20 protein-coding genes are annotated in these 25,197 nt (G+C 73.0%); 6 read left to right on the top strand and 14 right to left on the bottom strand.

Annotation, left to right across the window (positions count from 1 at the left end):
• The first annotated feature begins 4 nt into the window (after nucleotides 1–4).
• Complete coding sequence (locus tag ACIBH1_RS09925; protein ID WP_397313282.1) at nucleotides 5–499, top strand: DUF4396 domain-containing protein; 495 nt, start codon at nucleotides 5–7, stop codon at nucleotides 497–499.
• A 2-nt stretch (nucleotides 500–501) separates the two neighbouring features.
• Here ACIBH1_RS09925 and ACIBH1_RS09920 read toward each other — a convergent pair whose 3' ends face one another.
• Genes ACIBH1_RS09920 through ACIBH1_RS09905 form a run of 4 tightly spaced genes read right to left on the bottom strand, consistent with a single transcriptional unit; the run spans nucleotide 502 to nucleotide 6,391 of the window.
• Nucleotides 502–1,605: an NAD(P)-binding domain-containing protein gene (locus ACIBH1_RS09920; RefSeq protein ID WP_397313281.1), complete on the bottom strand. Its 1,104-nt coding sequence runs from the start codon at nucleotides 1,603–1,605 to the stop codon at nucleotides 502–504.
• A 41-nt stretch (nucleotides 1,606–1,646) separates the two neighbouring features.
• Nucleotides 1,647–2,897 carry an enolase C-terminal domain-like protein gene (locus tag ACIBH1_RS09915; protein WP_397313280.1) on the bottom strand — a complete coding sequence of 417 codons (1,251 nt, stop codon included), beginning with the start codon at nucleotides 2,895–2,897 and terminating at the stop codon, nucleotides 1,647–1,649.
• 49 nt (nucleotides 2,898–2,946) lie between these two features.
• Nucleotides 2,947–3,948, bottom strand: a complete 1,002-nt coding sequence (locus tag ACIBH1_RS09910) for an endonuclease/exonuclease/phosphatase family protein (protein ID WP_397313279.1) — start codon at nucleotides 3,946–3,948, stop codon at nucleotides 2,947–2,949.
• 49 nt (nucleotides 3,949–3,997) lie between these two features.
• Entirely contained in the window at nucleotides 3,998–6,391 is a 2,394-nt protein-coding gene (locus tag ACIBH1_RS09905) for a PQQ-dependent sugar dehydrogenase (protein ID WP_397313278.1), read from the bottom strand.
• Between the two features lie 224 nt (nucleotides 6,392–6,615).
• Between ACIBH1_RS09905 and menC the strand changes: the two genes are divergently transcribed.
• On the top strand, nucleotides 6,616–7,716 hold the full coding sequence (gene menC, locus ACIBH1_RS09900) for an o-succinylbenzoate synthase (protein ID WP_397313277.1): 1,101 nt from the start codon (nucleotides 6,616–6,618) through the stop codon (nucleotides 7,714–7,716).
• A 78-nt stretch (nucleotides 7,717–7,794) separates the two neighbouring features.
• Nucleotides 7,795–8,550, top strand: a complete 756-nt coding sequence (locus ACIBH1_RS09895; RefSeq protein WP_397313276.1) for a GNAT family N-acetyltransferase — start codon at nucleotides 7,795–7,797, stop codon at nucleotides 8,548–8,550.
• Here the strand turns inward: ACIBH1_RS09895 and ACIBH1_RS09890 are convergent.
• The 10 genes from ACIBH1_RS09890 to ACIBH1_RS09845 form a co-directional block, all read right to left on the bottom strand.
• Nucleotides 8,505–9,191 (bottom strand): ABC transporter ATP-binding protein, encoded by a 687-nt coding sequence (locus tag ACIBH1_RS09890; protein ID WP_397313275.1) that lies wholly within the window; start codon nucleotides 9,189–9,191, stop codon nucleotides 8,505–8,507. The genes ACIBH1_RS09895 and ACIBH1_RS09890 overlap by 46 nt on opposite strands.
• Nucleotides 9,191–10,921: a dipeptide/oligopeptide/nickel ABC transporter permease/ATP-binding protein gene (locus ACIBH1_RS09885; protein WP_397313274.1), complete on the bottom strand. Its 1,731-nt coding sequence runs from the start codon at nucleotides 10,919–10,921 to the stop codon at nucleotides 9,191–9,193. The genes ACIBH1_RS09890 and ACIBH1_RS09885 overlap by 1 nt, the downstream gene beginning before the upstream one ends.
• On the bottom strand, nucleotides 10,921–11,934 hold the full coding sequence (locus tag ACIBH1_RS09880) for an ABC transporter permease (RefSeq protein WP_397313273.1): 1,014 nt from the start codon (nucleotides 11,932–11,934) through the stop codon (nucleotides 10,921–10,923). The genes ACIBH1_RS09885 and ACIBH1_RS09880 overlap by 1 nt, the downstream gene beginning before the upstream one ends.
• Nucleotides 11,935–13,482 carry an ABC transporter substrate-binding protein gene (locus tag ACIBH1_RS09875; protein ID WP_397313272.1) on the bottom strand — a complete coding sequence of 516 codons (1,548 nt, stop codon included), beginning with the start codon at nucleotides 13,480–13,482 and terminating at the stop codon, nucleotides 11,935–11,937. It abuts the gene before it with no gap.
• Between the two features lie 97 nt (nucleotides 13,483–13,579).
• Nucleotides 13,580–15,142: a PucR family transcriptional regulator gene (locus ACIBH1_RS09870; RefSeq protein ID WP_397313270.1), complete on the bottom strand. Its 1,563-nt coding sequence runs from the start codon at nucleotides 15,140–15,142 to the stop codon at nucleotides 13,580–13,582.
• Between the two features lie 4 nt (nucleotides 15,143–15,146).
• Nucleotides 15,147–15,950 (bottom strand): serine hydrolase, encoded by an 804-nt coding sequence (locus tag ACIBH1_RS09865; protein WP_397313269.1) that lies wholly within the window; start codon nucleotides 15,948–15,950, stop codon nucleotides 15,147–15,149.
• Nucleotides 15,943–17,259, bottom strand: a complete 1,317-nt coding sequence (locus ACIBH1_RS09860; protein ID WP_397313268.1) for a serine hydrolase domain-containing protein — start codon at nucleotides 17,257–17,259, stop codon at nucleotides 15,943–15,945. Before ACIBH1_RS09860 ends, ACIBH1_RS09865 begins: the two co-directional genes overlap by 8 nt.
• Complete coding sequence (locus ACIBH1_RS09855) at nucleotides 17,256–18,575, bottom strand: serine hydrolase domain-containing protein (RefSeq protein WP_397313267.1); 1,320 nt, start codon at nucleotides 18,573–18,575, stop codon at nucleotides 17,256–17,258. Before ACIBH1_RS09855 ends, ACIBH1_RS09860 begins: the two co-directional genes overlap by 4 nt.
• Entirely contained in the window at nucleotides 18,539–20,413 is a 1,875-nt protein-coding gene (locus ACIBH1_RS09850; RefSeq protein WP_397313266.1) for a S9 family peptidase, read from the bottom strand. Before ACIBH1_RS09850 ends, ACIBH1_RS09855 begins: the two co-directional genes overlap by 37 nt.
• An 89-nt stretch (nucleotides 20,414–20,502) precedes the next feature.
• Entirely contained in the window at nucleotides 20,503–21,690 is a 1,188-nt protein-coding gene (locus ACIBH1_RS09845) for an alpha/beta hydrolase family protein (protein WP_397313265.1), read from the bottom strand.
• A gap of 157 nt (nucleotides 21,691–21,847) precedes the next feature.
• Between ACIBH1_RS09845 and ACIBH1_RS09840 the strand changes: the two genes are divergently transcribed.
• From ACIBH1_RS09840 to ACIBH1_RS09830, 3 genes are all read left to right on the top strand, one after another.
• The gene (locus ACIBH1_RS09840; RefSeq protein ID WP_397313264.1) at nucleotides 21,848–23,014 is read left to right on the top strand and encodes a sensor histidine kinase; all 1,167 of its coding nucleotides are present in this window, start codon (nucleotides 21,848–21,850) and stop codon (nucleotides 23,012–23,014) included.
• The gene (locus ACIBH1_RS09835) at nucleotides 23,011–23,670 is read left to right on the top strand and encodes a response regulator (protein ID WP_397313263.1); all 660 of its coding nucleotides are present in this window, start codon (nucleotides 23,011–23,013) and stop codon (nucleotides 23,668–23,670) included. Before ACIBH1_RS09840 ends, ACIBH1_RS09835 begins: the two co-directional genes overlap by 4 nt.
• A gap of 165 nt (nucleotides 23,671–23,835) precedes the next feature.
• Complete coding sequence (locus ACIBH1_RS09830) at nucleotides 23,836–25,194, top strand: ankyrin repeat domain-containing protein (RefSeq protein ID WP_397313262.1); 1,359 nt, start codon at nucleotides 23,836–23,838, stop codon at nucleotides 25,192–25,194.
• Nucleotides 25,195–25,197: the final 3 nt, after the last annotated feature.

Raw genomic sequence — 25,197 nt, 5'->3', positions numbered from 1 at the left:
ACCGATGTCACAGCATCATGAGCACCACCATCACGAGCACCACGGCCAGCACGCCGGTCATGGTGTCACCACCTGGGGCATGGCCGCCTCGGCGACCCTCCACTGCCTGACCGGCTGCGCCATCGGCGAGGTCCTGGGCATGGTCATCGGCACCGCGCTCGGCTGGTCGAACCTGCCCACCATCGTGCTGGCCGTGGCTCTGGCGTTCGTCTTCGGCTACGCGCTGACGATGCGCGGCGTGATGAAGGCGGGGCTCGGCTTCAAGCAGGCGCTCAAGGTCGCCCTGGCCGCCGACACCATCTCGATCGCGATCATGGAGATCGTCGACAACGGCGTCATGCTGGTCGTGCCGGGCGCCATGGACGCGGGCCTGGCCAGCGCCCTGTTCTGGGGAGCGCTCGCCTTCGCCTTCCTGGTGGCCTTCCTCGTCACCTGGCCGATCAACAAGTGGATCATCGGCAAGGGCAGGGGCCACGCGGTGGTCCACGCCTACCACTGAGCTCAGGCGGCGGGCAGGGCCTCGGCTCTCAGCAGGTCGCGCACCCGCCGCGCGGCCGCCCTCCCGGCGCGGTTGGCGCCGACGGTGCTGGCCGAGGGGCCGTAGCCGACGAGCTGCAGCCGCGGCTCCCTGACCACGGCGGTGCCGTCGACCTTGATGCCGCCGCCCGGCTCGCGCAGCTTGAGCGGGGCGAGGTGGTCGAGCGCGGAGCGGAAGCCGGTCGCCCACACGATGGTGTCGATCTCGGCGATGCTCCCGTCGGCCCAGGCCACGCCGTACGGCAGGACCCTGGCGAACATGGGCCGCCGGTCGAGCGCCCCCTTGGCCAGGGCCTCGCGGACGACCGCGGTGGAGCCCAGGCCGGTGACGCCGACGACGCTGGTCGGCGGCAGCCCGGCGCGCACCCTGGCCTCGACCCTGGCGACCGCGTCGCGGCGGGCCTGCTCGCCGAACTCCTCGCGCCACACCGGCGGGCGCCTGGTCACCCAGAGCACGGTGTCGGCCACCCCGGCGACCTCGGAGAGCACGTGCATCGCCGACGCTCCCCCGCCGACCACCACGACCCTGCGCCCGGCGAAGCCGTCCGGCCCGTCGTAGCCGGCGTAGTGCAGCTGCCGTCCGCGGAAGTCGGCCGCGCCCGGATAGTACGGCCAGTGCGGGCGGCTCCACGTGCCGGTGGCGTTGACCACGGCGCGCGCCGCCCACTGCCCGGCGTCGGCGCTCACCAGCAGCCCGCTCCCGGTTCGCGTGACGGACGAGACCGTCACGGGGCGCAGCACCTCCAGCCCGGTGCGCCGCTCGTAGTCGGCGTAGTAGCGCGGCACGACCACGCGGGCCTGCTCGCGGGGCAGCGGCCCCCGACCTGCCTGCCGTACGGCATCGGCGGCGCCGGGCTCCAGCAGCCCCGACTCCTCCCACGTGACGCCGGGCAGGTCGAAGATGCCGTGGATCTTGTCCATGGTGAGCGAGGGAGAACGGTGCCGCCACGCGCCGCCGGGCCCGTCGGCCGCGTCGAGGACGACGGCGGGCACGCCGAGGCGGCGCAGGTGGAAGGCGCTGGACAGGCCCGCCTGCCCGGCGCCGATCACGACGGCTTCGATCTCCACGGTCACACTGGCGGCAACAGCGCGGCGGCCGCCGCTCTTCCCTACGGAGCCTCGAGCCCGCCGTCGGGGCGGCGCACGCGGGCCGCCCACCGCTCGTGAAGGTGGGTCTCCGGCGGGTACTGCGCGGCCAGCTTCTCGTCCAGCTCGACGCCCCAGCCCGGCCGGTCGGACGGGTACAGGTAGCCGCGCACCGGGTTGAGCGCGCCGGGGAAGACCTCGCCCACCTCGTCGGGGTAGACGTGCGCCTCCTGGATGCCGAACGCGCTGGTGCTCACGTCGAGTGCCAGGTTGGCGGCGACCCCGATCGGCGAGACGTCGCCGGGCGAGTGCCAGGCCGTCCGCGTGCCGGTCAGCTCGCACAACGCCACCAGCTTGCGCGCCGGGGTCAGCCCGCCGATCGCGGAGATGTGGCAGCGCAGCAGGTCGACGCCCCTGTCCATGACGATCCTGGCCGCCTCCTGCGCCGACACCAGCAGCTCGCCCACGGCCAGCGGCACCGGCGAGGCCGCCCGCACCTCCGGCAGCCGGTCGTAGTTCTCGGGCGCGATCACGTCCTCCAGGAAGAACAGCCGGTACGGCTCCAGCGAGCGCGCGAGCACGACCGCCTCCTTGGGCGTCAGCCTGCTGTGCACGTCGTGCAGCAGCTCGACCTCCTCCCCCAGGACCTGCCTGGCCCGCTCGAACAGAGCGGGCGTGGTGCGCAGGTACTGCCGCCTGTCCCACCCGTCCGGGTGCGGCGCGTGGGGGTAGGCGCCGGCGCTCCCGGGCGCGCCGTAGGTGCCCAGTCCGGGCTGGCCGGTCTGCAGCCGCACGTGCGTGTAACCCTGCTCCATGAGGTGCGCGGCGTGCTCCAGCGTGGCCTCGACCGTGGCCCCCTCGGCGTGCAGGTACAGCGGTGCGCCGGTGCGCACCCGCCCGCCGAGCAGCTCGTAGACGGGCATGCCCGCCCGCTTGCCCGCGATGTCCCACAGGGCCATGTCGATGCCCGACAGGGCGTTGTTCAGCACCGGTCCCGTGCGCCAGTAGGACGACAGGTGGATCAGCCGGGTGATGTCCTCGATGTCGGCGGGGTGGCGTCCGACCAGCATGGGCGCGATGTGCTCGTCGACGGTGGCCGCCACCGCGTGGAAACGCTGGGTGAAGGTGGCGCAGCCCAGGCCGTACAGGCCGTCGTCGGAGGTGTCGACGCGCACCACGACCAGGGGGATGCCCTCTGGCGCCGTCACGATCGCGCGCACCCGGGTGATCGTGAGGTTGTCGCGGGGCGGCCAGGGAGCCTGGGTCTCCTGCATGGGGGTGCCTCTCCTCAGGGGGATATCTCCCGACATCCTGCCCTGGCGATCAGCCGCGCGGCAGCCGCAGATCGGCGAAGACGGCCCGGTGGTCGGTGCCCGGCACGTCGTGGACCTCCACGCCCGCCACCGAGACCCGCGCGTCGGCCACGACGTGGTCGATGGTGATGAACGGCGGCACCGGCAGGCGCCTGCTGTTGGGCCAGGTCGGCACGAGTCCCTTGCCCGCCTGGTCGGCGGCGTCGACGTAGCCGCGGGCGAGCAGGTCGCGGAAGGCGCGGTGGTCGAGGCTGGCGTTGAAGTCTCCGGCCAGCACCCGGATCTCCTCGGCTGCCGGCGGCGGCAGGGCGGCGAGCGAGGCGTTCCATTCGGCGGTCATGCGTCCCAGCGGCGGATTGGGGTGAACGGCCACGACCTGGACCGTTCCCGCGCCCGGCAGCGTCAGCGAGGCGGCGGGCATGTGGTGGCCGATCGGGGTGAACAGCCCGTCGAGCCTGGTCAGCGGCAGCGTGGAGTACAGGCCGCTGCCGGAGGCGCTGTATTCGGGTTCGAGCACCCGGTGCGGCATGAGCTCCTTCAGCCCGGCCTCGTCGAGCCGCTCGACCTGGGTCGGGGTCAGCTCCAGGGCACTGAGCACGTGGGGCCGGTGGCGGCGCACCAGGTCGACGACGGCCCGGGCGTCGGCGCGACCGAACATGTTGAGCGCCAGCACCCGCAGCTCGACCCCGCCGGCCCTGCCCCCGCCCGCACTCCCGCTGACGGCTCGCGGGACCACGGCGGCGGCGAGTGCCGCGCACACGGCCAGGGCCGCCACCGCCGGGAGCCAGGCCCTCCTGAGCAGCAGGAACAGGCCCATGACCAGGGCGAAGGCGGCCGCGTACGGCGTCATGGTCATCAGCTGCGTGAGGAAGCTGCCCGTCTCCCACCCCAGCAGGCGCACCGGCGCCCACAACGCCAGGAGTGTCACGATCGTCCACGAGAACCAGCGCCCGCGCCGCCGCTTCGACGGCCGCGCGGGCGCGACGCTCTCCCCCGTCACGGTGTCATGCACGCCCCGAGTGTCCTGGACGAACGTGAGAAACCTGTGAGAGGGGTCTCGCTCACTGGATGGCCGAGCGCCTGATCACGTCGGCGCTGCCGTTGCCGTTGTTGTCGGAGTTGCTGGAGCCGAACCACAGGGCGTTGGCGCCCGGCACCTTCTCCACCAGGCGCAGCCTGCCGTAGGTGCCGTTGAAGTAGGAGTTGACCGTCGAGACGTTCTCGCCGTTGAGCACGATGCGCCACAGCCGCTGGCCGCGCAGCGCCGCCATGAACACGGTGTTGTTGACGATGGCGATGCCCGAGGGCGAGGCCTCGGCGGTGGTCCAGGTGCGCTTGGGGTTGGTCATGCCCGAGACGCTGCAGGTGCCTTCGCAGGTCGGCCAGCCGTAGTTGCGCCCTGGCAGGATCAGGTTGAGCTCGTCGGCGGTGGCGTTGCCGAACTCCGACGACCACAGCCGTCCGGCCGAGTCCCAGGCGATGCCCTGCGGGTTGCGGTGGCCGTAGCTGTAGACGCGGGTGCCGAAGGGGTTGCCGGGGGCGGCCGCGCCGGTCTTGGTGATGCGCAGGATCTTGCCGTTGAGCGAGGAGAGGTTCTGCGCGTGGCTGGTCTGCTGGGCGTCGCCGGTGGTCACGTAGAGGAAGCCGTCGGGGCCGAACTTGATGCGCCCGCCGTTGTGGTAGCGGTTCTTGGCGATGCCTTGCAGCACCGAGGCGTAGCCGGACAGCGTGGTGCCGTTGAAGCTCATCCTGGCCACGCGGTTGCCCTCGGAGGCGGTGTGCATGAAGTACACCTCCTGGTCGGAGCCGCCGTTCCAGGCCGGGGAGAGCGCCACGCCCATCAGGCCGCCCTCGCCGTCGGTGGTCACCGTGCTGGGCACGGTGCCGACCTGGGTCTTGGTCCCCGACGGGGTGAGCTTGAAGACGCGGAAGGTGTCGCGTTCGGTGACCAGGGCGAAGGAGCCGTCGGGCGCCCAGGAGACGTCCCACGGCACGTCCCAGCCGCCCGCGACGGTCGCCGGCGTCTGCGGCACGGTGCCGCAGCCGCCGGTGGTGAAGGAGGCCGACGCCGCGCTCGGCGCGGAGGTCTGGCCCGCGGTGTCGACGGCGATCACGCGCAGCTGGTAGGCCGTGTTGCACTGCAGCGCGACGCCGGTGCTCGTGACGTCGCCCGCGACCTGCTTGAGCTGGAAGCCCGACTGGTCGACGACCCGGTAGGCGCTGACACCGTTGTCGTCGGTCGAGGCGCCCCAGGTGACGGTGGCCTGGGTGGGCTGCACGCCGCTGACGGCGGGCTGGCCGGGAGCGGTGGGCGGGTTGTCGGGCGGGGCGGGCTGGGTCTGGCAGGTCGCCTCGGGGCTGCTGGCCGAGACGTTGCCGGAAGCGTCGCGGGCGAAGACCGAGATCGTGTAGGTGAAATTCGCCTGCAGGCCGGTGAGCGTGTGCGGCGAGGCGGCCGCGGTGCCGATCTGGGTGCCGAGGTGGAAGATGTCGTAGGCGACCACGCCGATGTCGTCGGTCGAGGCGGGCCAGGTCAGGCGCATGCCGCTGGAGGTGAACTGGTCGCAGGCGGGCTGTCCCGGCGGGGTGGGCGCCTGGGTGTCGCCGGGTCCGGTCACGGAGAGCCGGTCGAGGTTGGGCCCGCCGCCGGCGGTCGTGGCGGCGGCGCGCACGGTGTTGGCGCCCGCCTGCAGCGAGGCCTGCACGGCGACCTCCTGCCAGGTCGACCAGGCTCCGGTGCCGGGGAAGCCGCGGGTGACCGCGGCGCCTCCGTTGACGGTGATCGCCATCGGCCGGTCGGTGGTGGTGCCGTTGGCGAAGCGGAAGGTCAGCGTCTGCGGGCCCGCGGTGGCGGCGCTGACGGCGAACTCGACATAGCCGCCCGCGACGTTGTCGTAGTTGACGAAGCCCGAGCCCGTGTATCCGGCGTGGTTGGACTCCACCACGCCCTGCGAGATCGTGGCGCTCTCGGCCTGGTAGGAGGTGACCGGCGCGGCGACCTCGACGTCGAGGTGGTCCCAGTTGGGGCTGCCGCCGGCGGCGGAGGCGGTGGCGCGCACGGTGTTGGCGCCGGCGTTCAGCGGCGCGGTGATCGTCGCCGTGGCCCAGGTCGACCAGGCGCCCGTCGGGGCGAAGCTCCGGTCGTCGGCGACGACGGCGCCGTTGACGGCGAGGTCGGCGACGCGGGGCGAGGTGGTGCCGTTGGCGTAGCGGAAGGTGAGGGTGCCGGTGCCCGCCGCGGGCGCGTTGACCGTCCACTGCACGTACGGCCCGGCCACGTTCTCGCCGTTGACGAAGCCGGTGCCGGTGAATCCCGCGTGGTTGGACTCGACCGCGCCCTGCACGATCGTGGCGTTCTCGGCCTCGTACCGGGTGGGGGCGGCGTGGGCCGGGGCGGGGACCATCAGGCCGGCGACCAGGGCCAGAGCGCAGGTCAGTGACCTTCGTAAGGACATGATGCTCCTCGGTGGGAGGGGGTGCCTTGCTCCAGGTGCCCACAGGTTGTCACGAGGTCCGGCAGGAAAGGGAGGCCCATTTTTTAGGAACCTTTCCTAACTTCCAACTGGAGCCGGAAACAAGACAGCGTCGGCGATTCGGCGTGCTCGACGATTTCTGCTGACATACCGTCGCCTTATGGTCATCGGGGAATGAGGTTCTCCAACCCGGGAAGTGAGAAAGCGTGAAGATCACTGGAGTTGAGCTGCGCCGCATCGCGATGCCGCTCGTGGCGCCGTTCCGTACCTCCTTCGGCACCGAGACGTCCCGCGACGTCCTGCTGGTCAGGGTGGTCACCCCCGACGCGGAGGGCTGGGGCGAGTGCGTGGCCATGTCAGAGCCGCTGTACTCCTCCGAGTACGTCGACGGGGCCGCCGCGGTGATCAAGCGCTTCCTCCTGCCCTCGCTGCCCGACGACGTCGACGCCCAGGCGGTCGCCCGGCACCTGGAGCCGATCAAGGGCCACCGCATGGCCAAAGCGGCGCTGGAGACCGCGATCCTCGACGCGCAGCTGCGCGCCGGCAACGAGTCGTTCGGCCAGTTCCTGGGCGCGTCCGCCGACCGGGTGCCGTGCGGCGTCTCGGTCGGCATCATGGACGCCATCCCGCAGCTGCTCGACGCCGTCGAGGGCTACCTGGCCGAGGGCTACGTGCGGATCAAGCTGAAGATCGAGCCAGGCTGGGACGTCGAGGCGGTCCGCGCGGTGCGCGAGCGGTTCGGCGACGACATCCTGCTGCAGGTCGACGCCAACGCCGCCTACACGCTGGCCGACGCGCGCCACCTGGCCAAGCTCGACGACTTCGGGCTGCTGCTGATCGAGCAGCCCCTGGCCAACGACGACATGGCCCAGCACGCCCAGCTCGCCACCCAGCTCAAGACTCCGATCTGCCTCGACGAGTCGATCGAGTCGGCCGAGCACGCCGCCGCCGCGATCTCGCTGGGCGCCTGCTCGATCGTCAACATCAAGCCCGGCCGGGTCGGCGGCTACCTGGAGGCCCGCCGCATCCACGACCTGTGCCGCGCGCACGGCATCGCGGTGTGGTGCGGCGGCATGCTGGAGACGGGCCTGGGCCGCGCCGCCAACGTCGCGCTGGCGGCGCTTCCCGGCTTCACGCTGCCCGGCGACACCTCGGGCTCGCGGCGCTACTACGCCACCGACATCACCGAGCCGTTCGAGCTCCAGGACGGCCACCTGACCGTGCCGACCGGCCCCGGCCTCGGCGTCGAGCCGATCGCCGCCATCCTCGACGAGGTCACGACCTCCAGCGAGTGGATCACCCTCTAGCGGCACCACAAAGAGGGGCCCGGCATTTGGTGAAGCCGCACGAATCCGGGCCCCGCCGCACTGTCATAGCGTCGCGCTGTGAACGTGCGAGAGTTGCGCAGTATTCAGGAGTTCGCCGAGGTCACCGAGCTTTTCAAGGCGATCTGGCACTTCGACGCCGACAGCATGCCGGTGACCCCGGAGCTCATGCGGGCCCTGTCCCACGCGGGCGGCTACGTGTCCGGCGCCTTCGACGCCGGCCGCCTGGTGGGCGGCTCGGTGGGCTTCCTGGCGACCGGGAACGCGCTGCATTCACACATCACCGGCGCCCGCCTGGGCCGTGGCATCGGCCACGAGCTCAAGCTGCACCAGCGCGAGTGGGCGCTGGAGCGCGGCCTGGCGCGCATCACGTGGACCTACGACCCGCTGGTGCGGCGCAACGCGCACTTCAATCTCGCCAAGCTGGGCGCCCTGCCCCACGAGTACCTGCCCAGCTTCTACGGGGAGATGGCCGACTCGATCAACCAGGGCGACGACTCCGACCGCCTGCTGGCCGTCTGGGAGCTGCGCGGATGCAGGCCGGAGATGTCACTGGAGAACGCCGCGGTCGTCCTGGCCGACGACGGCGGCAGGCCCGTCACGCTCGGCTCCGACGCCCCGACCGTGCTGGTGGCGGTGCCCGAGGACATCGAGAGCCTGCGAAGGAGCGAGCCCGGCACGGCCAAGGCCTGGCGCCTGGCCGTGCGTGAGGTGCTCGGCGGCCTGATCGCGGAAGGCGGCCGGGTGACCGGCTTCCACGCCAAGCAGTTCTACGTGGTCAGCCGGGGCACGGCCGACAGCAGCGAGCGCGTGTAGTCGTGGGCGGGCTCGAGGGTCACCTGATCCGTCGGGCCCGCCTCCACCACGCGGCCGCGGTGCATCACCGCGATGGAGTCGCACACGTAGCGCACGACCGCGAGGTTGTGCGAGATGAACAGGATCGACAGGCCCAACTCCTCGCGCAGCGACCGGACCAGGTTGAGCACCGCTCCCTGGACCGACACGTCCAGCGCGCTGGTGATCTCGTCGGCGACCAGCAGGCTCGGCTCGGCGCCCAGGGCGCGGGCGATGGCCACCCGCTGGCGCTGGCCCCCCGACAGCTCGCGCGGGTAACGCCCGGCCACCGAGCCGGGCAGCGCCACGAGGTCCAGCAGCCGCTCGACCTCCGCCGCCCGCCTGCCTGACGGCAGGCGCAGCAGCGCCTCGGCCACCGACTGGCCCACGGTCATGCGCGGGTCCAGGGAGGCGTAGGGGTTCTGGAAGACCATCTGGACCCGCTCGGCCCCGGCCAGCCCTCCGGTGTACGGCACCAGCCCGCTGACCGCGCGCGCCAGCGTCGACTTGCCGGAGCCCGACTCCCCCACCAGCCCGACGATGGAGCCGGTGGGGATCTCCAGGCTGACGTCGTCGACGGCCACGAAGGAGCCGTAGCGGACGGTCAGGTTCTCGATGCGCATCAGGCCTCCCAGCAGGCGACCCGGTGCGCCGGGCCGTACGGGGTCAACGGGGGTCGCTCGGCGGCGCAGCGCTCGGTGGCCAGCGCGCAGCGGGGCGCGAAGGCGCAGCCCTCGCCCACGTCGGCGGGCGCGGGCTGGCGGCCGGGGATGCTGGCCAGCGGCCGCGAGCGGTCGGTCTCCATGTCGGGCAGCGAGGCGATCAGCGCGCGGGTGTACGGGTGGGCGGCTCCGGCCGCCAGCTCCTTGACGGGCAGCTCCTCGACCACCCGCCCGGCGTACATCACCACGACGCGGTCGCACAGCTCGCCCACCACGGCGATGTCGTGCGAGATGAACAGCACCGCCGAGCCGGTCTGGTCGACCACCTCACGCAGCAGCTTGAGGATCTGGCCCTGGACGGTCACGTCGAGCGCGGTGGTCGGCTCGTCGGCGACGATGAGCTTGGGGCTGCCCATGAGGCCCATGGCGATGACCGCGCGCTGGCGCATGCCGCCCGACAGCTCGTGCGGGTGCGACTTGGCGCTGCGGGCGGGGTCGGGCAGGTGCACGCGGCCCAGCCGGTCGATCGCCCGCTCGCGGGCCTCGGTCTTCGACAGGCCATCGCGCACGATCGCCACCTCGGCGAGCTGGCCGCCGACCTTCAGCGCGGGGTTGAGCGCGGGTTCCTGGAAGACCATCGCGACCTCGCCGCCGCGGTGCAGCAGGCTCGCGCCGACCACCCCCGGGTACGGCACCAGCCCGCCGACGGCGGCGGCGGTCAGGCTCTTGCCGCTGCCCGACTCCCCCACCAGCCCGACGATCTCGCCGGGGCGGATCGTCAGCGACAACTCGCGCACCGGGGTGACGCCGCCGGGGAAGGCGACGGTCAGCTCGCGCACGTCCAGGACCGCTTCCGGGTCGGCCTCGACGGGCTCGGGCTGGGGCGCCACGGCCTTGTCACTGGCCGGCCGCGCCCTGCGCGACTTCTCGACCAGTCCGTCGCCGACCAGGTTGAAGCCGATGCCCGCCAGGGCGACGGCCACGGCCGGGCCGAGCGCGACCTCTGGCGTGACGTAGATGCGGGTGAAGCCGTCGAAGAGCAGGCGCCCCCAGTCGAACGCCGGAGGCTGCACCCCCAGCCCCAGGAACGACATGCCGGCCAGGCCCAGCAGGGAGCCGCCCATGGCCTGGGTGAGGTTGAGGATGAGCGGCTCGGCGATGTTGGGCAGCACGTGGCGGACCAGGATGCGCCCGCGCGGCACGCCGAGCATGCGGGCGGCGCTGACGTAGTCGGCCCCGGCGACCGAGGCGGCCAGCGTCTGGGTGAGGCGGGCGAAGCCGGGCGCGATCGCCGCGCCGATGCCCAGCACCGCGCCCTTGGCGCCGAGCCCGGCGATCACCGCGACGAACATCGCCAGCAGCAGGCCGGGGAAGGCGACCAGCGCGTTGACCAGGCCGGTCACGAACCGCGCCGCCCGCTTGGGCAGGACGGCGGGCAGCGCGCCGAGCACGATGCCCGCGACGGCTCCGATCAGCGTGGCCAGCAGCGCCAGCGCGAGCGTGAACCGCCCGGCCACCAGCACCCTGGCCAGCAGGTCGCGGCCCAGGTTGTCGGTGCCCAGCGGATGCGCGGCCGAGGCGCCCTGCAGGATGGCGGCCGAGTTGATCGCTTCGGCCTGTTCGCCCCACAGGGGCGGGCCGATGATCGCCAGCACGATCAGGGCGGCGACGATCGCCAGACCGGCGCGCATCAGTTCTCCTTGAGGGCAGAGGTCGGGTCCAGCACGCCGATCAGCACGTCCACCAGGAAGTTGACGACCAGCACGAGGGCGCCGTAGACGAGGATCGCGCCCTGGGCGACGGGATAGTCCTTCATCGTGATCGACTCCACGATGCGCATGCCCAGGCCCGGCCAGGCGAAGACGTACTCCACGAGCACGCTGCCGGCGATCAGGGAGGTCAGCAGGAGGCCGCCGAGGGTGAGGGTGGCCGTCAGCGTGTTGGGCAGCACGTGCCGCAGGTGCAGCCGCAGGACCGGCAGGCGGTTGGCGCGGGCCAGCCGCACGTAGTCCTGGCCCAGCTCGCGCAGCGTCTGCGCGCGGGCGATCCTGGCGATCATCGCGGTGGGGCCGATGGCCAGCGACAGGATCGGCAGGATGTACGACTCGGGTCCCGCCTTGCTCGCGGGCGGCAGCCACTTCAGCCAGATCGCGAAGACGGCCACCAGGGCGATCGAGTAGAGGAACTCCGGCACGGCGACCGCGGCCCCCGTGGTCGCGCCGAAGCCCGCCTCGGTGCCGCGGTTGCGGCCGTTCTCGGTGCGCACCGCCGCCCACATGCCCAGCGGGATCGCCACGGCCAGCGCCAGCAGGGTGGCGATCAGCGCCAGGGCGAGGGTATTGGGCAGGCGGGTGGCGATGACCTGGCCGACCGGCTCGCCGGTGATGAAGGAGGTGCCGAAGTCGCCGGTCAGCACGTCACCGGTGTAGGCGAGCAACTGCTCCGGCCACGGGCGGTCCAGGCCGAGCGCCACCCGCCGGGCCTCGACCAGCTCCACCGGGGCGGCGGGGCCGAGCGAGGCGCGGACGGGGTCGCCGGGGATCAGGTGGATCATGGCGAAGGAGGCGACCATCAGCACGGCCAGCGACACCACGAGGCGCACGGCGTGCCGTACGAGCCTGCGGGCCACGGCGGAGCGGGCCGGGGGCCGGGCCGCGGCCGGCGCGTCGAGCGACGCGCCGGCCGGGTTCTTCAGCTCGGCCACTCACCCTCCCTGCGTGAGACGGAAGGTGGTCGGCTGGTAGAAGCCGGCGACCTGGCGGACGGTGCCGCCCTTGCTGGCGATGAGGATCGTGAGGCCGGTGACGGGCACCAGGTCGTTGTTGTCGAACAGCGCCGACTCCGCCTCGGACCACAGCTTGCAGCCGGCGTCACCGGGCGTCGCGGCGGCCTGGGCGGCCAGCTCGGTGTAGCGCTCGTTGTTCAGGTGCGCGAAGTTGGCGCCCTTGGGCGCGGCCGGGCCCGACAGGAACCCGACGAGCTGCGTGGGCAGCGTCACGCCGATCGGCAGCCAGGCCACGTCCCAGTCCTGGGTGACGTTGAGCGACTCGGCCAGCTTGGTGTCGATGACGCCGTTGAGCGTGACCTCGGCCCCGACCTTCTTCCACGTGGCGGCCATGTACTCCGCGGCCGCCTGGAAGCCGGGGCCGCGCGTGGTCGCGTACAGCACCCGCAGGCTCAGCTTCTTGCCGTCCTTGGCGCGGATCCCGTCGGCGCCGGCCTTCCAGCCCGCGGCGTCGAGCCCGGAGGCGGCGGCGGCCGGGTCGGTGGGCGTCACGTGGCCGGTGACGGTGTCGCCGGGGCACGGGCGCGGCTCGGAGACCAGCCCGGTGGCGGGCTTGCCGGTGTTGCTGGAGACGATGCCGGCCAGCTCGGTGAGGTTGAGCGCCTGCGTCAGGGCCTTGCGCACCTCGGGGTCGGCTCCCGGCCTGCCTTCGCCCTGGTGGTAGAAGTACTGGGCGTTGGTGGGGGCGATGACCTCCTTGGTGACGCCGGGGATCGCCTCGACGCGGGCCCGGTCGGGGCCGAAGAAGGTGGCGTTGTTGATCGCGCCCGACATCAGCAGATTCGCGGCGGTCTGCTCGTTCGGGACGATCTTGACGACGACCTTGCCCGGCAGCCCCTCGGTCGGGCCCGAGTAGTCCTTGCGCAGGCCGAAGGTGTAGTGGTCGCCCGGCACCGCCTCGCTGAGCGCGAACGGCCCGGTGCCGTAGGTCGACTTGGCCAGCAGGGACCGGTCCTTGACGCCCTTGCCGCACACCACCAGCAGGTTCTGGGCGCTCTGCAGGATGAAGCCGAACGGCTCCGGCGTGGAGAGCGTCACGGAGGTGGCGTCGGAGGTGGCCTTCATCCCGGCGGGGATCAGGACACCGTAGATCGGCGACTTGGTGTCAGGGTTGACGATGTGGTTGACGTTGTCGGCCACGTCGGCGGGCGTCAGCTTCGACCCGTCGGAGCAGGTGATGTCCTTGCGCAGGGTGAAGGTGACCGAGTCGGGCTTGATCTCCCACTTCTCGGCCAGTCCGGGCGCGGTCTTGCCGTCCTTGTCGACGGTGACAAGGCTCTCGTAGGCCACCGACAGGGCGGTGTTGGTCGCCGAGAGCACGCCCATGGCCGGGTCGAGCACTCCGGGGTCGGCGGCCAGCGCCACGGTGAAGGTGCCGGTGCCCGTGGCCGGCTGCTCCGCCGACGGGGAGCTACCGCATCCGGCGGTGAGCAGCGCGAAGGCGGCGACGGCTGCTGTCTTTCTCATGGGCGGACTCCAGAACGTGGGGGTGATGCCCCACATTCGCCCCTGGTGGCATGGCGCTGCTTCGTGCCCGGTCACGAAAAGCGCGGCCGCCGTCGTGCTAGAGCCCGAAGATCCGCATCTGCAGCAGCAGCGCGAAGCGCGCCTCGGGGTCGTGCAGGTCGAACTCGCCGATCTCGGCCAGCCGCTTGAGCCGGTAGCGGAAGGTGTTGGCGTGCACCATCACCTGCGCGGAGGCCACGTTGACGTCGCCGAAGGCGTCGAGGTAGGCGCGCAGGGTCGCCAGCAGCTGGCTGCCGTGCTCGGCGTCGTAGGCCAGCAGGCGCTGGTAGGGGCCGGTCGGGGTCTGCTCCTCCGCGGCGGCGGCGTCGGCCACCTGCAGCAGCAGCGACTCCACGTGCACGGCCGAGTAGTCGGCGGCCTGGCCCGACGTGCCCCTGGTCTGCAGCACGCGCAGCGCCCGGTCGGCGTCGACCCTGGAGCGTGCCACCTCGGCCAGGTGGTGGGCCAGGCGCCCGACGCCGACGTTGGCCTCGTAGCGGGGGGCCACGCTCGACAGGAAACTCTCGGCCACCTTGACCGCCCGCTCGTCGGAGTGGCTGGGCAGGATGGCGTAGGCGACCGTGCCGACCAGCGCGGCCGCGGCCTTGGGATGGATGGAGCCGACGTGCAGGGCCAGCGCGTCGCAGAAGCGCTGGCGGTCGCTCTCGCGCTTGGCCAGGTCGGCCTCCTGCGGCTGGGTGAGCTGGGCGGCCAGGACGCACAGGCGCTCGGTGGCCAGGCCCAGCCTGCCGGCCGCCTCGGCCGCGCCCTGGCCTCCGGCGAGCACGGTCGACAGCAGGTCGGCGCGCAGCCGCCGCTGGGTGTCGGCGCCGGCGCGCTCGCGCAGCAGCCGCAGCGCGACGATCTTGGCGGCGTCGGTGAGGGCACGCTGCCGCTGCTCGCTGAGCGGCTCGTGGACCGCCGCCCAGATGGAGCCGAGGATCTCGTCTCCCGACCGTACGGCTATCGCCACACGGTTCATGCTGTCGCCGTCGAGCTCCATGTAGATCGGCTCGCGGCTCTGGTACAGCTGCTTGAACAGGCCGCGCTCGAAGAGCATGCGCTGGTACTCCTCGGGCACCTGGCGCCCGAGCACCGTGGCGATGCGTCCGGCGTCGGCCTCCTCCTGGCGGGTGGAGAAGGCCAGCACGCGCGCCGAGCGGTCCTCGATGGTGACGGGCGCGTCGAGCAGCGCGCACACCGCGTTGGCCAGGCTGAACAGGTCGTCCTGCGGCTCCTCCTCCAGCTCGCCCTCGGCCAGCAGCGTGCGCAGCAGGGCCGAGACCTGCGACCAGGAGGCGGCCCTGGTCAGGCCGAGCACCGTGGTGCCGGTGCTCGCCGCCGCCTGCCGTACGCCGTCGTCGACGTCGACGGGCTGCTTGACCACCAGCCCGGCGGCGGACGGCGTGAGCGCGAGCAGCTCGTGGATGCGCGAGGCGCTCTCGACCCCGACGGCCAGCAGCAGCGAGCCCGCCGGGGGCGCCAGATCGTCGAGCGGGTCGTAGATGTGCACGCCGGTGACCTCGGTGTCGGGGTCACCGGCGGCCACGGCCACGTTCAGCACAGTGCTGCCCAGGTCCTCCAGGATCCTGCGCAGGCTGGCTCGCGGCCGGGTGCTCATCGCGTCAAGATACACGCAACCTGTCCACTGCCTCGCGGGCGGCCCTGCCGATCGCCCGGTCGGCCTCCGGGTCGCGGAAGCCGAAGTGGCCGGAACGCACGAACACCGCGACGGCGTACCTCTTGCCGTCGGGGTACTCCACCACGCCCACCTCGTTGCGCACGCCCCACAGGGTGCCGGTCTTGCCCGAGACCTTCACCTCGTCGGGGAAGCCCGAGGCCAGGCGGTGGGGCCAGACCTGGTTGCCCATGATCGTGCGCACCTCGGCGCACGCCTCGGCGGGGCCCGCCTCGTCGCGCCAGATGAGGCCGAGCAGCGTGGTCATCTCGCGAGGGGTCCCGCTGGTGGTGCGCTCGGGGTCGCGCACCGCGCAGTCGCGGATCAGGTCGTCGGTGATCTCCTCGAGCGGGAAGTCGATCTGGGCGAACAACTCCGCGCACCCGCCGATCAGGTGGGTCCGCTTCAGGCCGAGGTCCCGCAGGGTGGCGTTGACGTTGTCGCATCCGACGCGCCTCAGCAGCACGTCGGTCGCGGCGTTGTCGCTCATCGTCATCATGAAGTGGGCCAGGTCGCGCAACGTCAGGGAGACGTCGTCGGCGCAGCCCGAGGTGCCGATGCCGCCGTCCTTGTCGCGCTCGGTGACCGTCAGGCGCTCGGTGCGGTCGATGAGCCCCTCGGCCGCCTGGCGGGCGTACTCCAGCGCGATCGGGATCTTGAAGACGGAGGCGAGCACGACCAGGTCGTCGGCGCGCTCGCCCGTCTCCGCCTCCCCGTCCACGTCACGCGCGTGGACGAAGATCTCATACACGGGGCAGTGCCCTGCTGTTGTGCAGGTAGGCGGCCTGGCCGTCGCGCACGACGAAGGAGACCGTCTCGTGCCGGCCCTCCTCGGCCTCGACGGCGACGAAGGTGTCGTCGGCGAGGTGCACGTAGCGGGCGACCTTGCCCTCCTGGCCCATGCTCTTCATCAGCTCGCCGGGGATCAGGGCGACCTCCAGCTCGGCCCCGGCGGCGCTGACCTCGTAGGCCATCTGCGGGCCCTGGTAGCGGCCCGCGTACACCGAGGCGTCGAACGCGCCGGGGCTCGCCGGAGGCACGGGCTGCGCGGGCAGCCTGAGCCCGGTCAGCTCCTCGATCAGCGGCACGGCCAGCTCCACGATCAGGCCCGTCGCGCCGCCGCCGTTGACGGTCAGCGCGATCGACAGGTCGCTGCCGGGCACCACGCGCCAGAACGTCGACTGCCCGGGGGTGCCGCCGTCGTGGCCGTAGCCGCCCCAGTCGAACAGCTCGAAGCCCAGGCCCCAGCGGTCGCCCAGCATGCCGTGCCGGATCGGGACCTCGACCTGCGTGGTGAGCATCGCCTCGACCGTCGCCTCCGACAACACGCGGGTGCCGTCCTCGGCGACGCCTCCGGCCAGGAACATGCGGCCGAAGCGGACCAGCTCGCGCGGCGCCAGGCAGAACGTCGAACCGGCTGGGGCGTTGGAGCGCGGCATCTGCCACTGCGGATAGACCTGGTTGTCGGGGCCGATGTGCCCGGCCGAGGCGCGGAAGAGCACCGCCTCCTCGCCGAACAGCGCCGCCTGCGTCACCCCCAGCGGGGTGATCAGGTGGTCGCGCAGCGCCTGCTCCCACGTGGTGCCGCGCAGGCGCGCCACCAGCGCGCCGAGCACGCAGTATCCGGCGTTGCAGTAGGAGAACAGCTCGCCAGGCGCGTGCACGTGGCCGGCGTCCTTCAGGAAGCCCAGATACCTGTCGAGGCAGTCGTCGCCGCGCCCGGTGTCCTCGAACAGGTCGCCGTCGAAGCCGCCGGTGTGGGTGAGCAGGTGGCGCACGGTGATGTGGCCCTGCACCGGGAAGTCGGGCAGGTAGGCGACGACGGTCTCGTCGAGGTCGACCAGGCCCTCCTCGGCCAGCTGCATGACCAGCGCCGCCGTCCACACCTTGGTGGTGGAGCCGACCTGGAAGACGCTGTCGGGCGTGGCCAGCACGCCGGTGCGGGTGTTGAGCACGCCGGACGCGGCCTCGTGCAGCTCGCCGCCGTGCCACACGGCTATCGCCGCGCCGGGCACGCCGTGCTTGTCGACCGCGTCGTTGAGGCGCTTCTGCAGGTTCACGCCGTCTCCTTCTTGGGGGTGGCCCGCACGCCGAGGTGGAGGTACGGCGCGCCGTCGGGCAGCTGGTAGAAGACTCCGGACAACCACTGGGGGTCGCCCTCGCGGCGGCCCACGAAGGTGGTCTCGTCGACCGGGACCATGGTCATCTCCCAGCCCGGCGAGAGCTCGGCCAGGGCGCCCGTCGACTCGGCGACGAGCTTGACGCCTCCCTCGGCCTCGGTGATGGTCATGGTGACGCCGACCCGCTCGTACACGCCGGTGTACCGGGTGACGTCGACCTCGACCGGCTCGGCGGGCGGCGTCAGCCTCGGCGGCACGGTCAGGCCGTCGAGCTCGGCGAACAGCTCGGTGGCCACCGCGTGGGTGAAGGCGCCCGAGTGGCCGCCGTTGGAGGTGACGCACACGACCGTGCCGGTCTCGGGCACCACCCAGAACATGGTGTGCTGGCCGATGGTGTTGCCGCCGTGCGAGATGACCCGCTTGCCGTCCCAGGTGTCCAGGATCCAGCCGACGCCCCAGTGGCTGCCCAGGGCGTGCGGGTCGGGGATGGCGACCTGCGGCTCCCACATCGCCTCGGGCTGCTTGAGCAGCTCGGTGCCCAGGTGGGCGCGGCCGAAGGCGACCACGTCGGCGGGGCGGGCGCAGATCAGCCCGGCCGGTCCCGCCGAGCGCATGAGGCCCCAGATCGGGGCGGGCGCGCCGCCCTCGACGTGGCCGGTGGCGGCGCGGAAACGCAGCACGTCCTCGGGGAGCGTCCACGTGTGGGTGAGCCCGAGCGGCTCCAGGATCTGCTCCCTGAGCGCCTGGTCCCAGACCTTGCCGGTCAGGCGTTCCACGATGCGCCCGGCGATGATGAAGCCGGAGTTGCAGTAGGACTGGGTGACGCCCAGCGGGTGGTTCTGCTCCAGGTCGGCGCAGGCCGCCACGTACTTCTCGACGCAGTCGTCGCCGCGGCCGGTGTCGAGGAACAGGTCGCCGTCGATGCCGCTGGTGTGGCTGAGCAGGTGGCGCACGGTCACCTGCTCGGTCACCTCGGGGTCGGCCACCTCGAACTCGGGCAGCAGCTGCTTGACCGGGGTGTCGAGCGTGAGCAGGCCCTGCTCGGCCAGCAGCATCAGCTGGGTGGCGGTCCAGACCTTGGTCACCGAGCCGATCTGGAAGAGCGAGTCGGTGGTGACCTCCACCCCGGTGCTGGTGTTGAGCACGCCGGCGGCGTACTCGTGCAGCTCGCCCTGATGCCAGTAGGCCAGGTTCGAGCCCGGGACCTCGTATTCGGCGATCAGCTCTGCGAGCCGGTGACCCATTGCTCCAGCCACTGGACGATCCTTTCGTTGTAATCGAAACGGTGCGAGGGGCGGCCATTGAGGATGAACAGGTGCGAACCGCCCGGGTAGCGCACCAGGCGCGCGGGAACACCCTGCTCGCGCAGCGCCGCGAACCACTGCTCGGCCTGGCCGACCGGGCAGCGGTCGTCGTTCTCACCCTGGAGGATCAGGGTGGGGGTGGTCACCTTCGCCACGTGGGTGAACGGTGACTGGCGGACCAGGTCGCCCTGGAGCTCGTGCAGTTTCAGGTACAGCCCGGCGTCCGAGGTGCCCGACATGCTCGTCAGGTCGGTGACGACGCCGCCGGGGATCGCCGCCTTGAACCTGTCCGTCCGGCCGGTCAGCCAGCACGTCATGTAGCCGCCGTAGCTGTAGCCGGTCACCGCCAGCCGCTCGGGATCGGCGATGCCGTCGGCGACCAGCTCGTCCACCGCCGACAGGAAGTCGTCCTGGTCGGCCAGGCCCCACCCGCCGAGGGCGGCGGTGTAGAACTCCTCGCCGTACCCGTCGCTGGCGCGCACGTTCAGCGTCAGCACCGTCCAGCCCTGGGCGGCCAGGACCTGGTGGTAGAGGTGCACGCCGTCGAAGTCGGGCGCCCACGCGTTGTGCGGGCCGCCGTGGATGTCGAGCAGCAGCGGCGAGCGGCCCGCCGTCGCGGGGTCGCGCAGCACGAAACCCTCGACCCGGGTGCCGTCGGGCGCGGTGAAGGTGCGGGTGCGCGCCTTGACCAGCTCGACGCCGTCCAGGGCGTAGTCGGTGAGCTTCTCGCCGTCGAGGTGGACGTCGCCCGAGCTGAGCGGGGTGGAGGCCACGTAGGCGATGCTCTGGCCCGCGACGCTGACGCCGGAGATCGTCTGGTCGCCGTCGAGGAGCTTGGCCGCCTTGCCGTCGGCCAGGCCGTACAGGTGGGTGCGGCCCCTGTCCCTGGCGCAGAAGAGCAGCTCCTCGCCGCGCAGCGACGGCGGGGCGCCCGGGTAGCCGGGGCCGCCGACCATCACGTTGCGGTCGAGGCCGGTCTCGATCTCGCCGTGCTCGTCGAACAGGCGCACGTGGCCGGAGGGGCCTCCGCGCAGGCCCGCGACGACCAGGCGCTCGCCGAGCCACCAGGCGGCCATCGCGATCAGCTCGGGCCCGGTGAGGCACTCCGGCGCGGGCGGCTCGCCGCCCTCCTCTTCCGCGTCACCGGCCTTCGCCTCGCCCTGCCGTACCGGCACCGCGTAGACCGCGCCGCCCACCACCAGGTCGCGGTCGGGCGCCATGCTGGAGACGAACGTCAGCCTGGCGCCGCCCGGCTCCCACGACGGCTCGCCCGCGTGGAAGTCTCCCGAGGTGACCTGCGTGCTCTCGCGCGTGGCCACGTCGACCACGAACAGTTGCGCCGTCAGCCCGCGCAGCAGGCCGGTGCCGTCGGCCTTGTAGTCGAGGCGGTCGGCCACCACCGGGGCATGCGGGTCGAGGGAGCCGCTGGGGCCGCTGTACGCGATGCGCGTGCCGTCCGGCGACCACACGGCCGCCCCGGCGCCCAGCGGCGCCTTGGTCAGGACCGTCGCCTCGCCCCCGTCCATCGGCAGAAGGTGGAGCTGGGCGGCGCCGTCGACCGGGCGCAGGAAGGCCAGCGTGCGGCCGTCGGGCGACCAGCGCGGCGCGGTGCCGTCGGCCAGCTTGCGGGGCGCGCGGCCGGGGGCGGCCAGCCAGATCTCGGTACGGTTCGCGTCGGCCTCCCGATCGGCCGTCGTCAGGGTGTAGGCGACCGCGTCGCCCGTGGGGCTCAGACGCGGGTCGGCGGGCGTCGCTAGGCGATAGAGGTCATCCAGGGTGAGGCGGCGCATGGTCGAACCGTATGGCCCCGTTCCTGATGGTTCTTCGGAGCCGCGCACGAAGGACGCGGCCCATCGTTGTGCCGTCCCCCTAACCGTGGTCAGGGGATGAGGGAGACGCCGGGGAAGCGAGGGTCGCTGCCCTCGAACAGCCGGGTCGCCTTGCCGCGCAGGTGCAGGTCGAAGAAGGCCGCCACGTAGGCGCGCTGGGCCGCCACCGACCGTCCCGGGTCGGCCATGCCCACGAAGTCCGCGAGCGGCACCCCCGGCACCCGCGCCGCCACCTGCGGCAGCAGCGCCTGCAGGTCGGTGAACGAGCCGTGGGCGGCGCCCTTGAACCGCAGCTCCCGCTTCCACCCGGTGGAGGCCCGCCAGAACGACTTCCAGCTCGGCTCGGACTCGCGCGTGTGCGTCTCGGCCGCCAGCTGCATGAACGGCCTGGCCACGCCGCGCTCGGCCACCTCGCCGACGTAGGCGCCGTCGAGGTTGACGCCCGCGTCCACCCGCCGGTCGTCGCGGGTCAGCTGCGCGGCGACCGAGCCGCCGAGCGACTGCCCCAGCGCCCCGACCCGCGTCATGTCGGGCGCGCCGGGCATGCCCACGGGCACCGCGCCGATCCCGCGCCCCCGGGCCAGCACGCCGACCTGGTCCAGGACGAAGCGCATGTCGGCCAGGCGGGCCCGCGCGTGCTTGGCCAGCAGTTTCTCGATGACCTCCGGCGTCAGCTTCGCGGGCAGCGGCAGGGCGCGCACCAGCCGGCGGCCGGGGAACTCCACCTGGTCGGCCTCGTAGGTGTGGTCGACCGTGACGACCAGGTACCCGCGCGAGGCCAGGTCCTCGACCAGGGTCGTGCCCAGCGTGCGCGGGCCGCCGTCGCCCGAACCGAACAGCACCACCGGCAGCCTGCCCGCCCGCCGCTCGACCGGCGCGCCCACGCGGGCCGTGGTGCGCGTGCCCGCCCAGTCGACGGCGCCCTTGCCGATGCCCATGGGCGGGGCCGAGTGACGGTCCCAGTCGGCGGCGGCCAGCGGGGACATGTGGGGGGCGCGCGGCCCGCCGCCCGGCTTCGCCGGATACCACAGGCTGACCATCAGTTCCCGGTACGGCCTGGCGCGCACCAGGGGGTCGGGCCGCGAACGGTCGACGAGCCGCACGGCCACGGTCCCGACCGGGTACGGTCCCCCGGGCGCCGGCAGGCTGACCCTGACCGGCTCCTTGACCTGCGCCGCCGCCGGGACCGCGACAACCGGGAGGACGGCCACGACCAGTGCGGCGAGTTTGAACGACATGAGAGCTCCTCGAACGGAATCGACGTCCGACGAGGCTGGCACCCGGCGTCGCCGGCGGGCCAGCTGCTCAGGTCTCGTCCCCGCCTGCGACTTCCGGATGACGCTCCTCCCCGAGGAGGAGCGGGAACGCCCCGCTCACCCGCCTAGGGTGAAGATCATGAGACCAGCCGACGTCCCGGCGGCCCGCCTCGCCCTGCCGGCCGACACGCTCCTGGCCGCCGCCCTGTTCCTGGTCACGCTGGGACCGGGCCAGGTGCTCTCGGGCCCGCCGTGGCTGCCGGCGCTGCAGGTCGCGCTGGTGGCCCCGCTGGCCTGGAGGAGGCGGGCTCCCCTGGCCGTGCTGGGCACGATCGGCCTGGCCGCCGCCGTCCAGTGGGCGCTCGACGTGCAGCTTCCCGCCGACGCCGCGCTGCTGGTGGCCCTCTACACGGTCGCCGCGCACCGCCCGTGGCGTCACGCCCTCGTGGCGACAGCCGCCGTCGGGGCCGGAGCCGTGCTCGCCGCCGCCCGCTGGGCGCCACCCGGCCGGCTGCCCTTCGCCGTGGCCGCCCTGGGCGCCATGACCGCCGCCGCCCTCATGGCCGGCCGATGGACCCGGGTACGGCAGGCGCACGTGGCCTCCCTGGAACGCGACCGCGAACATCGGGCCCGGCTGGCGGTGGCGGAGGAACGGGCGCGGATCACCCGCGACATGCACGACATCGTCACCCACAACCTGTCGGTGATGGTGGCGCTGGCCGACAGCGCCCTGCACGTCCGCGCCACCGCCCCGGGCCTGGCCGAGGGGGCGATGGAGCAGATCGCGACGACGGGGCGGCAGGCTCTGCAGGACATGCGCCGCTCCCTGGGCGCCGAGGCCGCGCCGAGCCAAGCGGCGCCGGGCATCGCCCAGCTCGGCGCCCTGGCCGAGCGGATGCGCGCGGCCGGGCTGGCGACGAGCGTCCACGTGACGGGCACCGTCGCGGCGGTCCCGGCGGCGGCGCAGGTGACGATCTACCGGGTGGTTCAGGAGGCGCTGACGAACACGCTGCGGCACGCGCCCGGAGCCCGCGCCGTCGTGCGGCTCACGTTGTCGCCGGACCGCGCCGAGATCGAGGTCACCGACATGCGCTCCCCGGCCGCGCCCGCCGGTTCCAAGGCGCACGACCCCCATCCCTCGGCCTCGAACCTCGACGCGACTCCCCTCCCCCGCACCGCGGGCCACGGGCGGGGGATCGCGGGCATGCGGGAGCGGGTGGCCATCTACGACGGCTCCCTGCACGCCGGGCCGGTGCCGGGTGGGTGGCGGGTGCTGGCCGTCCTGGAGCTGGGTGAGCCGCGATGATCACGCTCCTCGTCGCCGACGACGAGCCCCTCCTGCGGACCGCCTTCCGGATGATCCTCGACGCCGAGCCCGGCATGGAGGTGGCGGGCGAGGCCGGTGACGGCGAGCAGGCCGCCCGGCTCGCCTGGCGGCTGCGCCCCGACGTGGTCCTCATGGACGTGCGCATGGCCGGGATGGACGGCATCGAGGCCACCCGCCGCATCGTGCGCGACAGCCCCCGCTCCCGCGTACTCATCCTGACCACCTTCGACCTGGACGAGTACGCCTTCGCCGGGCTGAACGCAGGAGCGTCCGGATTCCTGCCGAAGAACACCCGCCCAAAGGACCTGCTGGACGCGATCCGCCATGTCGCCGCGGGCGAGGCGGCGCTGTCCCCGCGTGTCACCCGCCGCGTCCTGGAGCGGTTCGCCCCGCACATGCGTCCGGAGCCCGCCGCCCGTGACCGGCGGCTGGCGTCGCTGACCGCGCGCGAGCACGAGGTGCTGGCCCACGTGGCGCGCGGGTTGTCGAACGCGGAGATCGCCGCGGCCATGCACCTGGCCGAGGCCACGGTCAAGGCGTACCTGAGCCGTGTCCTGGACAAGCTCGGCCTGCGCGATCGCACCCAGGCGGTGGTCTTCGCCTACGAGAACGGCATCGCCCGCCCCGCCTCCTGACGGTTGCCCCGGCGCGGGGGCGATGCCTACTCTGAAGGGAGCGTGCGAGGGCGCTGCCAGTCCGCGGGCAGGGATTTTCCCACCTCGACGGGCACGTCGGCGTATTCGACAGGACCAACCTCTTTCCGGCCGGGCGAGCGGACACCGGCGACGAAGGAGGTTGCCATGGCCGACCGTCATTTCGAGCTGCCCGCCCACCCGAACCTGGAGTTCTACCGCAAGCGGGCCAAGCACCTGCACCACGCCCACACCTCCGGAGACCCCGAGGCCGCGGCCCAGGTCCGCGACGTTCTGGGCGGGCGCGCCGCCGGACGGTTCCTGCTCAGCGACGCCCAGTTCGTGCTCGCCCAGGAGCACGGCTTCAGGACCTGGGCCGAGTTCCGCGCCCACGTCGAGGGCCGCGCCGGCATCGAGGACCGGCCGGTCTCCCGCCTCATGGGCGTCAGGCCTGGAGTGTACGACTCGATGGCGGCGCTCCTGCTCGCCGAGGTGCGCCGCGACGACCCGGGCGCGCTGCGGCGGCTGCGCGCCTACGTGCCCCGGCACGCCGCCGCGACATCCGGCGCCGCCGCCGGGCTCACCGACACGCGGCTGATCATCGCGCGGGAACTCGGCTTCCCGACCTGGCGCGAGCTCGTGGCGTTCACCGAGAAGTCCCAGCGCGACCTCGGCGAGCGGCGCGACCGGCAGCGGCTGCTGCGCCGCGAGGCCGGGGCCGTCCTGTCCGGCGACCTCGATCTCCTGACCGGCCTGACGCCGCAGCAGGCCGACACCCTGCTGCACATGGTCGCGGGCCCCGAAGCTCCGGACGGCACCAGGTTCGGCAAGCACCTCGGCGCGCCGCATCCCGCGGTCGCCGTGCTGGTCGCCAAGGCCACCGACCTGGATCTCCCCCTGGCCAGGGCGGCCTGCTTCGACCGGGTCGACCTGGTGCGGCTGCTGCTCGGGGCGGGCGCCGATCCGGCCTCCCGCGCGCGGGGCGTCACCGCGCTGGAGAACGCGATCTACCACAACCACACGGCGGTGGTCGACCTGCTGGCCGAGCGCGTGATCGCCCCGCGGGCGCTGTGGACCTACGCCGCCTGCGGCCGGCTCGACCTGGTGCGAGCCTGCTTCGGCCCGGACGGCGCCCTCCTGCCGGGCGCCGCGCCGTCGCGCCCCGATCTGGCCGACACCGGCGCGGGCTTCCCCTCCCGGCTGCCGCCCTCCGACGACCCGGCGGAGACCGTGGGCGAGGCGTTCGTCCATGCCTGCCAGCACGGCCGGGTCGAGGTGGTGCGCTGGTTCCTCGACCACGGCGTGCATCCCGACGTGGCTCCCTACCTCGGGCGCACCGGCCTGCACTGGGCGATCCAGAGCGGCCGGCCGCGCGTGGTCCGGCTGCTCATGGAACGCGGCGCCGACCCGTCCGTGCGCGACGACCTCCTGCGGCTCGACGCCGCCGGATGGCTGGGCATCGCCTTCGCCGGCCGCCCGGACGATCCCGTGGCAGGGCGGCTCCGCGACCTGGTCCGGCCACGGTGAGCC

It is taken from the genome of Nonomuraea sp. NPDC050663, assembly GCF_044456985.1.
Taxonomy (GTDB): domain Bacteria; phylum Actinomycetota; class Actinomycetes; order Streptosporangiales; family Streptosporangiaceae; genus Nonomuraea.
Note: the sequence above shows the minus strand (reverse complement) of the source record. Positions and strands in the feature narration are given on the sequence as shown.

Bases quoted from the DNA above. Each gene is read 5' to 3' on its own strand.
- ACIBH1_RS09925 (WP_397313282.1), top strand. From the start codon at position 5: ATGTCACAGCATCATGAGCACCACCATCACGAGCACCACGGCCAGCAC.
- ACIBH1_RS09915 (WP_397313280.1), bottom strand. From the start codon at position 2,897: ATGCAGGAGACCCAGGCTCCCTGGCCGCCCCGCGACAACCTCACGATC.
- ACIBH1_RS09905 (WP_397313278.1), bottom strand. From the start codon at position 6,391: ATGTCCTTACGAAGGTCACTGACCTGCGCTCTGGCCCTGGTCGCCGGC.
- ACIBH1_RS09890 (WP_397313275.1), bottom strand. From the start codon at position 9,191: ATGCGCATCGAGAACCTGACCGTCCGCTACGGCTCCTTCGTGGCCGTC.
- ACIBH1_RS09885 (WP_397313274.1), bottom strand. From the start codon at position 10,921: ATGCGCGCCGGTCTGGCGATCGTCGCCGCCCTGATCGTGCTGGCGATC.
- ACIBH1_RS09875 (WP_397313272.1), bottom strand. From the start codon at position 13,482: ATGAGAAAGACAGCAGCCGTCGCCGCCTTCGCGCTGCTCACCGCCGGA.
- ACIBH1_RS09870 (WP_397313270.1), bottom strand. From the start codon at position 15,142: ATGAGCACCCGGCCGCGAGCCAGCCTGCGCAGGATCCTGGAGGACCTG.
- ACIBH1_RS09850 (WP_397313266.1), bottom strand. From the start codon at position 20,413: ATGCGCCGCCTCACCCTGGATGACCTCTATCGCCTAGCGACGCCCGCC.
- ACIBH1_RS09845 (WP_397313265.1), bottom strand. From the start codon at position 21,690: ATGTCGTTCAAACTCGCCGCACTGGTCGTGGCCGTCCTCCCGGTTGTC.
- ACIBH1_RS09840 (WP_397313264.1), top strand. From the start codon at position 21,848: ATGAGACCAGCCGACGTCCCGGCGGCCCGCCTCGCCCTGCCGGCCGAC.
- ACIBH1_RS09835 (WP_397313263.1), top strand. From the start codon at position 23,011: ATGATCACGCTCCTCGTCGCCGACGACGAGCCCCTCCTGCGGACCGCC.
- ACIBH1_RS09830 (WP_397313262.1), top strand. From the start codon at position 23,836: ATGGCCGACCGTCATTTCGAGCTGCCCGCCCACCCGAACCTGGAGTTC.